This window comes from Streptomyces sp. BR1, assembly GCF_052373795.1.
Taxonomy (GTDB): Bacteria; Actinomycetota; Actinomycetes; order Streptomycetales; family Streptomycetaceae; genus Streptomyces.
On sequence record NZ_CM126252.1, the window covers coordinates 404,237 to 418,250 of the forward strand.

Here is a 14,014-nt window from a genome sequence, read left to right on the forward strand (position 1 = left end):
AACTAGAACGGATGCCCCGCAGCCTCCCGCCGCACCGTGGTCCACCGAAGCTCAGTAAACGCCTCCAGGTTGGCAGAGCCACCAAACCGCGCCCCGGTGCCAGACGCGGCAACACCCCCAAAGGGCGCAACGGCCTCATCGTTGACCGTCTGGTCATTGATATGGGCGATCCCTGTCGGAATACGGTCCGCGAGCGACAGCCCGAGCGCCGCATCCCGGGTGACGATGCCAAGCGAAAGCCCGTACGGCCCGGACGCGGCCAGAGACGCCGCCTCATCCAGCGTCCGGAACGCCCGCACGGGCGCAACCGGCCCGAACACCTCCTCCGCGTACGCCGGAGTCTGGTCGTCCACATCGGCGAGGACGGTCGGCCGATAGAACAGCTCGCGATGCGTCCCGCCCGCCACCAGCCGCGCACCCCGCGCCGTGCTCGACGACACCAGCCCATGCACCTTGTCGAGTTGACCCCGGTCGATGAGCGGCCCGAGGTGGACCTGCTCGCGATGAGGGTCGCCCACCCCCAGCGCGTCGGCCCGCGTGCCGAGCCGCTCCACGTACTCCTCGTACAGCGAGGCATGCACGAGGTGGCGGCCGGTCGTCATGCAGATCTGACCCTGGTGGAAGAACGAGCCCCAGGACGCCTGCGCGACGGCGGCCTCGATGTCGGCGTCCTCCAGGACCACCAGCGCGGAGTTCCCGCCGAGCTCCAGATGGACCCGCTTGAGCAGGCGGCCGGCGGCCTCGCCGACCTTGCGCCCGGCGGCGGTCGAGCCGGTGAAGGAGATCACCGGGACGCCCGGGTCGGCGACCAGCGCCTGACCCGCGTCGGCGCCGCCCGGCAGCACATGCAGCAGCCCCTCGGGCAGCCCGGCCTCGGCGAAGACGGCGGCGAGCGCGAGCCCACCGCAGACCGCGGTGCGCGGATCGGGCTTGAGCACCACGGCGTTGCCGAGCGCGAGGGCGGGCGCGACGGACCGGATGGAGAGGATCAGCGGGGCGTTGAAGGGCGCGATGACCCCGGCGACCCCGACCGGCACTCTGCGGGTGAAGCTGAGTCTGGGCTCCTCGCTGGGCAGCACCTCGCCGAGCGGCCGGGAGGCGAGCGCGGCCGCCTCGTAGCACTCCTGGGCGGCCACGTGCAGCTCGAAGGCGGCCTTGCCGGGTATGGACCCCGACTCCCGTACGAGCCAGCCGCGCAGCTCGTCGGCGTGCTCGGCGAACAGGTCCCCGGCCCGGCGCAGCACGGCGGCGCGGGCGAAGTGCGGCGAGCGGGCCCAGTCGGGCTGTGCCGAGCGGCCCTCGGCGACGGCGGCCGCGACGTCGTCGGCGGTGGCGAGCGTGACGGCGCCCAGGCTCTCCCCGGTGGCGGGCTCGGTGACCTCGTACTCACCCCCTGACAGCGTCCGCGACTGCCAGGTCTTGGGGTCGAGCAGGGGCATGAGGAGTCTCCAGTCTCACTCGTGTCGTACGGGTACGCGTCGTACCCGTACGAGAACGCGGCGCCCACTCCGAGCAGTTGGGCCGTCGCCGACGGTACCCGCCTGCGGCCCGCGCCGACGGACCCGCCCCCGGCCCGGATCGCTCAGCGTTCCAGGACCAGCGCGAGCCCCTGGCCGACGCCGATGCAGAGGGCTGCGAGACCCACGCCCGAGCCAGCGGCGGCGAGTTGATGCGCCACGGCACCGGCGAGCCGGGCGCCCGAGGCGCCGAGCGGATGGCCGATGGCGATGGCACCGCCGCGCGGGTTGACCACGGCCGGGTCCAGCTCGGGCCACTCGGCGAGACATCCCAACGACTGGGCGGCGAACGCCTCGTTGAGCTCGAACACGCTCAGGTCCGCGAGGCTCCGCCCCGCCTTGGCGAGCGCGGTGCGCACCGCCTCGACGGGTCCGAGCCCGAACAGCTGCGGCTCGATCCCGGTGACGGCGGACGTACGGATCCGGGCCAGCGGCTCACGCCCGGTGGCCCGCAGCCCTTCCTCGTCGACGAGAAGCAGGGCAGCGGCGCCGTCGTTCAGCGGCGAGGAGTTGCCCGCGGTCACCGAACCGTCCTTGCGGAAGGCGGGCTTCAGCTTGGCGAGCGCCTCCATCGAGGACGTCTCGCGGATGCACTCGTCGCGTACGAGATCGACACCCTCGTACGGGACGACCTCGCCGTCGTACAAGCCCTTCGTCCAAGCCTCGGCAGCCTTGCGGTGGCTGTCGAGGGCGAAGGCGTCCTGCTGCTCACGGCTCAACGCGTGGCGCTCGGCGATGAGTTCGGCGCCCTCGCCGAGCGCCACCGTCCACTCGGCGGGCAGCTTCGGGTTGGTCATCCGCCAGCCGAGCGTGGTCGACCAGAGCTGCTGGTGACCGGCCGGGAAGCCGCGTTCGGGCTTCTGCATCACCCAGGGGGCGCGGGACATCGACTCGACGCCGCCCGCCACCGCGATGTGCGCGTCGCCCACCGCGATGGCGCGGGCGGCCTGGATGACGGCCTCCAGACCCGATCCGCACAGGCGGTTCACGGTGACGCCGGGGACCGAGACCGGCAGCCCGGCGAGCAGGACGGCCATGCGGGCCACATCGCGGTTGTCCTCGCCTGCGCCGTTGGCGTCGCCGAAGTACACGTCGTCGACGCGGGCCGGGTCGAGCTCGGGGGAACGGTCGACGAGCGCCCTCACCACATGCGCGGCGAGGTCGTCGGGGCGCACGGTGGCGAGGGCGCCGCCGAACTTGCCGATCGGGGTGCGCACGGCGTCGACGATGTACACGTCCCGGATGCTCATCGAATCTCTCCCGCTCGTCGGCCCGCTCGCGTTGTTCGCGTGATGCGCGGCTTGTTTGCGTAAGGGCTCTGTTCGCCCAGTGAACTTTGGTTCACAATCAGTGCCGAGTCTCTGCCCGCCCCCGCGCGCTGTCAACGGCCCTGGGAGGACCATGTCCGACACCCTGCCCGTCGGCCCACTGGTACGCGGTCTCGCGGTGCTGCGCGTGCTGGCCGCGCGCGACGCGGACCGGAGCGTGCTCGTCCGGTCCACGGGTCTTGCCCGCGCGACGGTCGACCGGGTGGTGGCCACCCTCGACCGGCTCGGCCTGGTCCACGCCGACGGCCGGGAAGTGACGCTCGCGCCGCGCCTGATGGAGCTGTCCGGCGCGTATCTGCGGGGCAGCGGGATACCGGCCGCACTCGGCCCACTCACCCGGCGGCTCGCCGACTCACTGGACGAGTCGGTCCTGGTCGCCGTGCCCGACGCCTCCGGCGCCCGCGTCGTCCACCGCGAGGCCCGCCGCCGGGCGGTCTCCCTCGCCTTCCGCGTGGGCGACCTGCTGCCGGGAGATCGCTGCGCGCCGGGGGCGCTCTTCGCCGACCACGCGCTGGAGTGGGCGGACGAGGACCAGCTCATCGAGCCGGGGCTGATCGCGGTGGCGGTGCCCCTACACGACGGGGCGGGCCGGACGTCCTGCGCGGTGAGCGCGGTGAGCCATACGAGCCGCCACTCGCTCGCGTCACTGCGAGAGGCCATGCTGCCCGGGCTGCTCGCGGCGCGCGGCGAACTGGAGGCGGCGCTCGCGGCGCGACGCACGCGGGACGCTGTGGCCGGCCGGGGCCACGACACCTCGCTCGACCTGAAACGGGAGCTCGGCCCGGGGTTCCTCCAGTCGCTGGCGCGGGGCCTGGCGGTGCTGTGCGCGCTGGGCGCGGATACGGGCGGCGGTCTGACGCTGACGGAGGTCGCCGCGTCGACGGGGTTGGCGCGCGCCACCGTCCGCCGCTCGCTCCTGACGCTCATTCAGCTGGGCTACACGCAGGCCGACGGCAGGCGTTTCCGTCTCCTCCCCCGCGTCCTGGAGCTGGGTTGCGCGCGCCTCTCGGGCCTCGGCCCGGCCGAGGTGGCGCAGCCGCATCTGGCGCGGCTTGTCGCCCGTACCGGCGAGTCGGCGTCGATGGCGGTCCTCGACGGGGCCGACATCCGCTACGTGGCGCGCGTCCCGACCGTACGGATCATGAGCATCGACATCACGGTGGGGACGCGTTTTCCCGCGTACGCGACCTCGATGGGGCGAGTGCTGCTCGCCGGTCTGCCGCCCGGGGAACGACCCGAACTGCCCGACGGGCTGCCCGCGCTCACCCCGAACACGGTGACCTCGGCCGCCGGACTCGCCCGGATCGTGGAGCGGGTCGCGGCCGAGGGCCACGCGCTCGTGACCGAGGAGCTGGAGGAGGGGCTGCGCTCACTGGCCGTCCCCGTATACGGGGCGGACGGGCGGGTGGTGGCGGCGGTGAACGTGGCGCAGCACGCGGGGCGCGGCACGCCGTCGCAGATGCTGCGCACGCTGCTTCCGGCGCTGCGGGCCACGGCCGCGCTGATCGAGGCGGATCTGGTGGCGCTGGGTCACTCCTCGGGGGCGATGACCGCGGTGAGGCCGTAGTCGAGTTCTACGCCGTCGACGAGCAGGGCCTCGACGGTACGGGTCTGGGGGTCGATGTCGGCGACGAGTCCATGGCCGGCGTACCGGGGGTACCCCGTCTCCCCCCTCTCCCCGGTCGCCTCGACCACGGCGGAGCGGACGGCACCGGTCGCGTTTCCGCGGGTTTCGATGTGAGCGGGTACGAGGAGGATCTCGAAGCGGGTGGGGTGTGCGGGCATGTTGCTCACGCTAGGCGGGGTACGGGTGGCGTCCCGGCGCGCCACTCCATGGCCGGGGCGGATTTCCCCCGGTGGGGCGCCCTTTCACCTGCGGACCGACGCTCACGTCGACTCCCGCCGCACCACACTCGCCGTGAGCAGGTCACGACGCTCGCCCACCCCCGTCGGGTCACGGACCACACCATCCACCAGCGAAGCCAGGTCGCGGCCCGCCACCATGTCGACGCGGACAGTGGTGAGCCGGGGACGGAGCAGGCGGCCCAGCAACAGATCGTCCGCGCCGATCACCGCCGCCTCCCCCGGCACCGAGACGCCCGCGTCCTGCAGCGCCCGCAGCAGCAGCATCGCGTACTCGTCGTTGTACGCGAACACCGCGTCCAGACCGAGCCCCCGCCACCGCCGGGCAAGCCGGGCCGCCGACTCCTCCTCGTACGCCATCTCCAGCGGCTCGACCACCGCGTCCGTCCCGGCGACGGCCTTGCGCGCGCCCGCCAGACGGGGCCCGGCGAAAAGGCCGCGGGCACTGGGGACGACCACGCCAATACGGCGGTGGCCGCGCTCCAGGAGGTGGCGGACCGCGCACAGGCCGATCTCGCGCTGGTCCATCACCAGCGCGTGCGTGCCCTCGACGCGCTGCGGGGCGAGCGTTATCACCGCCCGCGCCCCCGACCGCTTCAGCAACTCGACGCCCTGCGCGGTCAGTTCGATCTCGCCCGGGGAGATCACCGCGACCGGCCGCAGCTCGGCCCACGCGCGGGCCGCGTCGTCGGCGCCGAGACCCAGGCTGGCGTACTGCACGACGGTGTAGTCCAGGCGCCGCAGCGCGCACTGGAGTTCATCGAGGAAGCTGCTGTAGAGCGGTCCGACGGGGGTGTGCCCGCTGGGCAGCAGCACGATCCGGGTGTGCCCGGCGCGCAGACTTCGGGCCGCCGCGTGCGGCACATACCCCAGCTCCTCGGCCGCCTCCCGCACCCGTACCCGGGTGGGTTCGCTGATCCGTACGGCCGAGGTGTTGTTGAGCACGTAGCTGACCGTCGCGCGGGACACTCCGGCGAGTCGCGCGACATCGGCGCTGGTCGGGACGGGACGTTCGGCGGGCTGCTCGGGTGCTTGACTCATCGCGTTCGGCATCTTTCCAGAAGCACCGGGGCCCGGGTCGGGCGGATGGCCGAAGTCGATACGGCCACAACCGGATATACCCTCCACTCCAAGGGGAGGTGGTCGGACATGGAATACGGCACGGGGGACGACGCCATGGTGGGACTGCTCGGCCGGGTGACCGGCACCATCGGGCCCGGTCTGGTCGGCGAGGTCATCGTGCGCATCCGGGGCGGCGCCGAGCACTTCCTCGCATATCCGGCCATGGCGAAGGACCGGATCGAAACCGGGACGGTGGTCACGGTTGTCGAATATCTGCCGCCCAGGACCGTCTACGTGACACCCGCGTACGACAGCTGAACCCCTCCGCGTACGCCGGTCCAGCCCGTCGGCGTACGACAGTTGAGCCCACCCCGGATCAGCCGAGCGGGGCCCATCCCACCGCTGTCACCTGCTGGTATCAAGATTGCGACAAGGAACCGTCAGCGTCTTCTCCGATGACGTGGCCAAGAGCAAACTCCCTTCGTCGGTGCCGATGGGCACCACGTCAAAAGGGGGCGTATGCCGATGGTCATCGGCGTCGCGGCGGGGCTCGTTCTCGTCGCCATCATCGTTCTGGTCGGCCTGTTCAAGCTCATGTGGCGGGTGGCCGAACCGAACGAAGCACTCATCATCTCCGGTTCCAAGCACAAGACCGAGGGCCTCGGCGAGGGCATGGGATTCCGGATCGTCACCGGGCGCGGAACGCTCGTACTGCCGGGAGTGCAGGCGGTCAGGAAGCTGTCGCTCGATCTCAACGAGACCGAGCTGTCGGTGGACTGTGTGACGCATCAGGGCATCCCGCTGCGGGTGCGGGGCGTCGTCATCTTCAAGGTGGGCGACGACTTCGTGTCGATCGCCAACGCCGGACGGCGTTTCCTGGACCAGCAGAAGATGATGTCGGAGCGCGTCCACAACGTCTTCGCGGGCCATCTGCGGTCCATCGTGGGCGGGTTGACGGTCGAGGACATGATCCGCGACCGGGAGAAGCTCACCGGCCAGACGCGGGCCGCGTGCGGTACGGAGATGGAGAAGCTGGGTCTGATCGTCGACTCGCTGCAGATCCACGAGATCGAGGACCCGACCGGCTACATCAAGAACCTCGCGATGCCGCACGCCGCAGCGGTGCAGCGGGACGCGCGGATCGCGCAGGCCGAGGCCAATCTGCTGGCCACCGAGGCCGAGCAGCAGGCGTTCGCCCGGATGTCGGAGGCGACCCGGGACAGCGAGATCCTCCAGGCCGGTTATCAGGCCGAGCGGGACATGGCGGCCGCCAAGTCCCAGCAGGCCGGGCCCCTCGCCGAGGCGGCCGCCCGCCAGGAGGTCGTGGTCCAGGAGACCCGGGTCGCGGAGCTTGAGGCCCACCGCCGCGAGCAGCAGCTCCAGGCGGACGTACGCAAGCCCGCCGACGCGCAGGCGTACCAGAAGCGGACGATGGCCGAGGCCGAGCGCGACGCGCGGATCTCGGCGGCCCAGGCCAAGGCGAAGGAGACCGAACTGGCCTCCGCCGCCGAGGCGGCCCGGGTGAAGGCGGCCGCGGCCGCCGAGGCCCAGGCGACCGAGGCGCGCGGGCTTGCGGCGGCAACGGCGACCCGGGCCACCGGTGAGGCCGAGGCTGCGGCGACGCAGGCCCGTGGTCTCGCGGAGGCCGAGTCGGCGCGGGCCAAGGGTCTGGCCGAGGCCGAGGCGATCAAGGCGCGTGCGGCGGCCCTGGCGGAGAACCAGGAGGCCGTGGTCGCGCAGCAACTCGCCGAGAACTGGCCGCAGATCGTGGAGGCGGGCGCGGGCGCGTTCGGCAATGTGGAGCACATGGTGCTCCTGAACGGTGCCGAGGGCATGTCGGAGATGTTCGCCAAGGCGCTGACGATGGGCGGCACGGGCCTCGGCCTGGCGCGCCAGCTCCTGTCGTCGATGAACCAGAACGGCTCGGCGACCACCGGTTCGGGCGTCAACGGCCAGGCCCCGGCCGCGCCCGCCCCGCTCTCGAAGTCGATACCGATCACCGAGGAGGGCGCCAACTAGCCCTGAAGGTATGCGAGTTGGTCCCCGTCGACTGTGCGGCGGGGGCCACTCACGTACGTACGTCAGGCGCTCACCTCGTCCGCGACCGGGTTCTCCACGTACTCCTCGCGCACCTCGTGCGGCCCGAACGGCCACACCTTCTCCAAGCGCGCCCACACCACGAACGCGACGCACCCGAGCGCGAGCCAGGCCAGCGACCATTCGATGGGGTGGCGGCCCGGCGAGTTCTTGTCGGCGTACCCGTAGATCACCAGCCAGCCGACGAGCGCGACCAGGCTCGGCAGCGGGTAGAGCCACATCTTGTACGGGCGGCGCAGGGTGGGCTGCCGTTTGCGCAGGACCGTCACCGCGGCGATCTGCGCGAGGGCCTGGACCAACACCATCACCGTGGTGAGCAGTTGGATGAGGGTGGCCAGGTCGGTGTGGCGGCCGATGAGGAAGCCGACGGCCGTGATGACGCCCATGGTGGCCAGGCCAAGCGTCGGGAAGCGGTGTTTGGCGTGGAGTGTGGCGTACGGGCGGAAGAAGACGCGTTCGCGGGCCGCGTCGTAGGGCACCCGCGAGCCGCCGAGCAGTCCGGTGAAGACCGAGGCGAAGGCCGTGACGAGGATGAGGACGGTGACGACGTCGGCGGCGCCCTTGCCCCAGGTCTCCTCCAGCACGGCGGAGGCGACCGAGGTCGAGGCGATGTCGCCGGGGTCGGTCATCCGCTTCCAGTCGATGACGCCGAGGGTGCCGATCTGGAGGAGCAGATAGATCGCCATGATGCCGACGATGGAGTAGATGATGGAGCGCGGCAGGTTGCGGCCGGGGTTCTTGATCTCGGCGCCCATGTACGCGGTGGTGTTGTAGCCGAGGTAGTCGTAGATGCCGATGGTGAGGCCCGCGGCGAAGCCGAGCCAGAAGTGGCTGCCGGTGAGCTCGAAGGCGTGCGCCGGGTAGGTGAAGGCGCGGTGGGGGCTGAAGTCGGTGGCGGCGGCGACGATGACCAGGGCCACCGAGGCGATCATCACGGCCCACATGACGGCGGTGAGCCGCGCGATGTTCTCGATGCCGCGCCACAGCAGCAGCACGACCAGCGCGATCATGCCGAGTCCGACGAGGTCGCCGGTGGTGTCGCTCATGTGCGGGGCGAGATAGCCGAGGTACTGCACGAAGCCGACCACGCCGGTGGACATGATCAGTGGGATGAACAGCATCGCCGTCCATACGAACAGGAACGGCATCAGGCGCCCGCTGCGGTACTGGAAGGCCTGGCGCAGATAGACGTAACTGCCGCCGGAGCCGGGCAGCGAGGCGCCGAGTTCGGCCCAGATGAGACCGTCGGCCAGCGCGAGCACCGCACCGGCGACGAACCCGATGACGGCTTGCGGCCCGCCGAAGGCGGTGACCATCAGCGGGATGGTGACGAACGGGCCGATGCCGCACATCTGGCTCATGTTGATGGCGGTGGCCTGGAAGAGTCCGATACGGCGGACGAAACCGCCGGTCGGGGGCGGGGATCCGGACACGAGGGGCCTCCCTGGTCGGCGCGGGGCGTGCTCAAGTTAAGTACCTTTACTTTGAGCGTCAAGAGGTCGGCAGGAAGCGGTCGGGACCGATGCGTGACAATGTTGCGATGACCAGCAGCGACGAGGGTGAGCGGCCCTGGAACCCCCAGCGCCAGCGCAGCGGCAACGAACGTCTGCTCCTGGACCGGCTGCGCTCCGGCGGCCCGGCCTCGCGCGCCCAACTCGCCCGCGAGACCGGCCTGTCCAAGCCCACCGTCTCCAGCGCCCTTGCCGGACTTGAGGCCGCCGGACTGGTCCGTGAGGCGGGTACGCACATCCCCGAACGCGGCCGCTCGGCCGTGCTCTACGCCCCCGACCCGACCGCCGGGTACGCGCTCGGCATCGACATCGGCCGGGCCTGGCTGCGGGTCGCGCTCGCCGATCTGGACGGCACGGTGGTGGCCCGCTCCGAGGTCCGCAACCAGGCCCGCACCTCGAACACCATGGCCGACCTCGTCGTCACCACCGCCCATCAGCTGGTCGCGGGTTCCGGCGTCGACGCGGACAAGGTCGCCCAGGCCGTCGTCGGCACACCCGGCGTGTACGACGCCGAGAAGCGGCGGGTGCGGTACGCGCAGCATCTGCCCGGGTGGGGCCGCCCGGGCCTGTTCGACCGGATGCGCGACGGACTCGGGATGCCGCTGGCGGTCCACAACGACGCCAATCTCGCCGCGCTCGGTGAGTACGCGTTCGGCGTCGGGGCGGGCAGCCGCCTCTTCGTGTACGTGATGATCGGCACCGGGCTCGGTATGGGCGTGGTCAGCGAGGGCCGGTTGTTCACGGGCGCGCACGGCGGTGCCGGTGAGATCGGCTTCCTGCCCTGGCCGGGCCGGCGCGGTGCCGACACGCTGGAGGACGCGGTCTCCGGGGACGCCGTGGTGGCGGCCGCGCGCTCGCACGGGATGGCGGGACCGCTGAGCGCGAAGGACGTCTTCGAGGCCGCGCGGGCCGGGGATCCGGCCGCGGTCAAGGCGGTCGAGCTGGAGGGCGAGCGCCTGGCCCACACCGTCGCGGCGGTCGCGGCGGTGCTCGACCCGGATCTGGTCGTGCTCGGCGGAGGTGTCGGCCACAGCGCGGATCTGCTGCTGCGGACCGTGCGGGAGACGCTGCGCACCCTGACCCCGCTGCGCCCGAAGGTGGCGCCGAGCTCGCTCGGCGAGGACTCCGTACTGATGGGCGCGGTGGCGACGGCGCTCGGGACGGCGCGGGACGTGACCTTTGAGCGGCGCAGCCGCTCGCACGGCCACTGAGCGGCGCGCGACCGTGGGCGATCGACGCGCCGACTCGGCGCGCCCCACGCCTCGTTGACATGGTTCGCTCATATCTCTAGCTTCGGAAGCGGGTTAGTAAGGCTTCCTAACTTGATACCTTGAGCTGTCGGGAGACCACCGTGTTCTACCGTCACCGCCCCCTTCACCTTCTCGCCGCGCTCGGCCTCGCCCTCGGGCTCACTTCCGGCGTGTCGTCGGCAACCACCGTGTCCCGTACGCCAGTTGCGCCCTCCGCGACCCCGCTCTCCGGCTACGCCATCCAGTCCACCGCCAAGGTCACCGACTCCCCGGCCGCCGTATCGAGCCCGGGCTACCCCACGACCGGTTGGTACCCCGCCGGGTCGCGCTCCACCGTCCTCGCGGCGCTGCTCGCCGACGGCAAGTACGCGGACCCGTTCTACTCCACCAACCAGAAGAACATCCCGGCGGCGGATTTCACCGTCCCGTGGTGGTACCGCTCGGACTTCACCGTCGCGGACACCTCCTCCCGTACGTATCTCGACTTCAGCGGGGTCGTCTCCGCCGCCGACGTATACGTCAACGGCCGTCAGGCAGCGGACAAGGGCGCGGTCGCCGGTGCGTACACCCACCATGAGCTCGACATCACCGGCCTGGTGAGACAGGGCGCCAACACCGTCGCCTTCCGGATCCAGCCCAACGAGCCGAACAAGAACCTCACCATGGGGTGGATCGACTGGCTGCAACCGCCGCCTGACCAGAACATGGGGATCGTCCGCGATGTGCTGGTGCGGCGCGGCGGGCCGGTCGCGCTGCGCGACGCGCATGTCGTCACCTCCCTCGCCGTGCCCTCGCTCGCGACGGCCGATCTGACGGTGAAGGCGCAGGCCCGCAATGACTCGGCGAGCGCGGTGACCACCACGGTCTCCGGCACGATCGGCCCGGTCTCCTTCAGCCAGGACGTGACGCTGGCCGCACACGAGACGAAGTACGTCTCCTTCGCTCCCGCTTCATACCCCCAACTCCACCTCACCGCGCCGCGCGTGTGGTGGCCCGCCGGTATGGGCGACCAGGCGCTGTACGACCTCAACCTGACCGCGTCCGTCTCCGGCACCGCGTCCGACACCGCGCACGAAACGTTTGGCATCCGGGATGTGAAGGCGCCGCTCAACGCCGACGGGGCCCGCCAGTATTCGATCAACGGCCGCCCGCTGCTCATCAAGGGAGGCGGTTGGTCCCCGGACGAGTATCTGCGCTGGGACCAGACCTATGTGGCGGACCGGCTGCGCTACGCGCTGGATCTGGGCCTCAACACCATCCGCCTGGAAGGGCACATCGAGCCGGACGAGTTCTTCGACCTCGCCGACCGGTACGGCATTCTCACGTTGCCGGGGTGGGAGTGCTGCGACAAGTGGGAGGGGCAGGTCAACGGCAGTGAGCCGGGCGACAAGTGGACTCCCGCCGACTATCCGATCGCCAAGGCGTCGATGTCGGCCGAAGCAGCACGATTGCGCGACCACCCGAGCGTCGTCTCGTTCCTCATCGGCAGCGACTTCGCCCCCGACAAGACGATCGAGAAGACATACGTGGACGCCCTCACGGCGGCCGACTGGGCGACGCCGGTAGTGGCCGCCGCATCCGACAACTCTTCGCCCATCAGCGGCAGTTCGGGCATGAAGATGACGGGCCCGTACGACTGGGTGCCGCCGAACTACTGGTACAACAAGCAGGAAGGCGGAGCCACCGGCTTCAACTCCGAGACCAGCGCGGGCCCCGACATCCCCACCCTCGACACCCTGCGCCGCATGATGTCACCGGCCGAGCTGGACACCCTCTGGAAGAACCCGTCGGCCAAGCAGTACCACCGCTCCCCCTCGTCCACCTTCGCCACCCTCAAGCTGTACGACGACGCCCTGACCGGCCGCTACGGCGCACCCACCGGCCTCGACGACTACGTACGCAAGGCGCAGCTCGCCCAGTACGAGAACGTGCGCGCGCAGTACGAGGCGTACGGCCGCAACGCGAAGGACGCCGCCAAACCCGCGACCGGGGTCGTCTACTGGATGTTCAACAGTGGCTGGACCTCGCTGCACTGGCAGTTGATGGACCGTTACCTCGACCAGGGCGGTGCCTACTTCGGCGCCAAGAAGGCCAACGAGCCGCTGCATATCCAGTACTCCTACGACGACCGCTCGGTGGCCGTGGTGAACGCCCGGCACACCGCCGCCTCGGGGCTCACCGCCCGGGTGACGCTCTTCAACACCGACGGGACGCAGAAGTACGACAGGACGGTCACGGGTGTGAGCGTGGGCGGCGACGGGGCGAGGACGACCGCGCTCACCGTTCCGGCGACGGTGAGCGGGCTTTCCACCACGTATCTGGCCCGGCTGCTGCTCACCGACGGCGCGGGCCACGAGGTCGGGCGCAATGTGTACTGGCTCTCCACCAGGGCGGACGTCCTCGACTACGCGCACACCGACTGGTTCCACACCCCGACCACGGCCTACGCCGACCTCAAGGGCCTCGGCTCGATGGCGCAGGCCCAGGTCAGCGCGTCGGCGGCCACCACCACCGCCGACGGCTGCTCCACGACCACGGTCACACTGCGGAACACCGGCTCGGGCCGCACGCCGGCGCTGCTCACCGATGTCCACCTCGTCGACGCGAAGGGAACCCCGGTCCTGCCGGTGCGGTGGACCGACAACCAGGTCACGCTCTGGCCCGGTGAGTCGACCACCCTCACCGCCACCTACCGCACGGCCGACCTGCACACTTCCACGCCCCACCTGCGCATCTCCGGCTGGAACACCCCGACGACCACGATTCCAGGCTGAACCACCGGGTCTACGGCTGCGGTTGGAGATCGGCATATGCGTACCGCGAGGGTTGACCGTGGTTCAACCGGAGGTTTGACGATCGTGGGCGGCATGGTCAATAGCGTTCTCCCCGGCCGCAGTTCGGCCGACAGGATCAAACCTGGAGAACATCAAGGGGGAACGACCATGCATGTACGCAAGAGCGTCGCCGTGGCGGCCGCGGCCGTGGCGCTGGGCGGCAGCCTGGCGGCCACGACGGCGGCCACCGCAGCCCCGGCCCACAAGGCCACCACCTCGGTGACGGCGCTGTCGAGGGGACAGTGGGGTCCGTACACCCACGGCCCCACGAAGTACTGGCCGACGGCCGACTTCGTGCCCAGCGGCCAGAACATGACCGGTTTCGCGCAGTGCTGGAACGGGGGCGACGGCACCCAGGTAAAGGTGCAGATCGTCCGCACCAAGGACAAGCACGTCATGAACGAGTCCGACTGGCGCTACTGCACCGGCCAGATCGTGTCGGTTTCGAGGGTCGTCGCCCCGGGGAACGCGTACTACCTGCGCGTCAAGCTGAGCGGCAAGCCGCACACCATCAAGGCGTGGGCCACTTGGAGCTGACGCACCCCGCGCGAC

The 14,014-nt window shown here is 71.0% G+C and carries 11 protein-coding genes; 6 read left to right on the forward strand and 5 right to left on the reverse strand.

The window, feature by feature from the left end; translation table 11 throughout:
- Positions 1-2 precede the first annotated feature (2 nt).
- Both ACT1U9_RS01840 and ACT1U9_RS01845 read right to left on the reverse strand, forming a co-directional pair.
- Positions 3-1,439 (reverse strand): benzaldehyde dehydrogenase, encoded by a 1,437-nt coding sequence (locus ACT1U9_RS01840; protein ID WP_444536592.1) that lies wholly within the window; start codon positions 1,437-1,439, stop codon positions 3-5.
- A 143-nt stretch (positions 1,440-1,582) separates the two neighbouring features.
- Positions 1,583-2,767: a thiolase family protein gene (locus tag ACT1U9_RS01845; RefSeq protein WP_444536593.1), complete on the reverse strand. Its 1,185-nt coding sequence runs from the start codon at positions 2,765-2,767 to the stop codon at positions 1,583-1,585.
- Positions 2,768-2,918: 151 nt separating this feature from the next.
- Between ACT1U9_RS01845 and ACT1U9_RS01850 the strand changes: the two genes are divergently transcribed.
- Positions 2,919-4,412 (forward strand): IclR family transcriptional regulator domain-containing protein, encoded by a 1,494-nt coding sequence (locus ACT1U9_RS01850; protein WP_444536594.1) that lies wholly within the window; start codon positions 2,919-2,921, stop codon positions 4,410-4,412.
- Here the strand turns inward: ACT1U9_RS01850 and ACT1U9_RS01855 are convergent.
- Positions 4,376-4,630 (reverse strand): hypothetical protein, encoded by a 255-nt coding sequence (locus ACT1U9_RS01855; protein ID WP_444536595.1) that lies wholly within the window; start codon positions 4,628-4,630, stop codon positions 4,376-4,378. The two genes, ACT1U9_RS01850 and ACT1U9_RS01855, sit on opposite strands and share 37 nt — an antisense overlap.
- A 102-nt stretch (positions 4,631-4,732) precedes the next feature.
- On the reverse strand, positions 4,733-5,749 hold the full coding sequence (locus tag ACT1U9_RS01860; RefSeq protein WP_444536596.1) for a LacI family DNA-binding transcriptional regulator: 1,017 nt from the start codon (positions 5,747-5,749) through the stop codon (positions 4,733-4,735).
- Positions 5,750-5,884: 135 nt separating this feature from the next.
- On the opposite strand from ACT1U9_RS01860, the gene ACT1U9_RS01865 reads away from it, so the two are divergent.
- Together ACT1U9_RS01865 and ACT1U9_RS01870 are read left to right on the forward strand one after the other, a co-directional pair.
- Entirely contained in the window at positions 5,885-6,088 is a 204-nt protein-coding gene (locus ACT1U9_RS01865) for a hypothetical protein (RefSeq protein WP_188272798.1), read from the forward strand.
- A 201-nt stretch (positions 6,089-6,289) separates the two neighbouring features.
- The gene (locus ACT1U9_RS01870; protein WP_444536597.1) at positions 6,290-7,789 is read left to right on the forward strand and encodes a flotillin family protein; all 1,500 of its coding nucleotides are present in this window, start codon (positions 6,290-6,292) and stop codon (positions 7,787-7,789) included.
- A gap of 62 nt (positions 7,790-7,851) precedes the next feature.
- Here the strand turns inward: ACT1U9_RS01870 and ACT1U9_RS01875 are convergent, their stop codons facing one another.
- Complete coding sequence (locus tag ACT1U9_RS01875) at positions 7,852-9,300, reverse strand: APC family permease (protein ID WP_444536598.1); 1,449 nt, start codon at positions 9,298-9,300, stop codon at positions 7,852-7,854.
- Positions 9,301-9,407: 107 nt separating this feature from the next.
- Here ACT1U9_RS01875 and ACT1U9_RS01880 point away from each other — a divergent pair, with 107 nt between their 5' ends.
- The 3 genes from ACT1U9_RS01880 to ACT1U9_RS01890 all read left to right on the forward strand — a co-directional run bounded on the left by ACT1U9_RS01880 (position 9,408) and on the right by ACT1U9_RS01890 (position 13,999).
- Complete coding sequence (locus ACT1U9_RS01880; RefSeq protein WP_444536599.1) at positions 9,408-10,589, forward strand: ROK family transcriptional regulator; 1,182 nt, start codon at positions 9,408-9,410, stop codon at positions 10,587-10,589.
- 140 nt (positions 10,590-10,729) lie between these two features.
- Positions 10,730-13,402, forward strand: coding sequence for a glycoside hydrolase family 2 protein (locus ACT1U9_RS01885; protein WP_444536600.1), 2,673 nt, complete (start codon positions 10,730-10,732; stop codon positions 13,400-13,402).
- Between the two features lie 168 nt (positions 13,403-13,570).
- The gene (locus tag ACT1U9_RS01890; protein ID WP_444536601.1) at positions 13,571-13,999 is read left to right on the forward strand and encodes a hypothetical protein; all 429 of its coding nucleotides are present in this window, start codon (positions 13,571-13,573) and stop codon (positions 13,997-13,999) included.
- Positions 14,000-14,014: the final 15 nt, after the last annotated feature.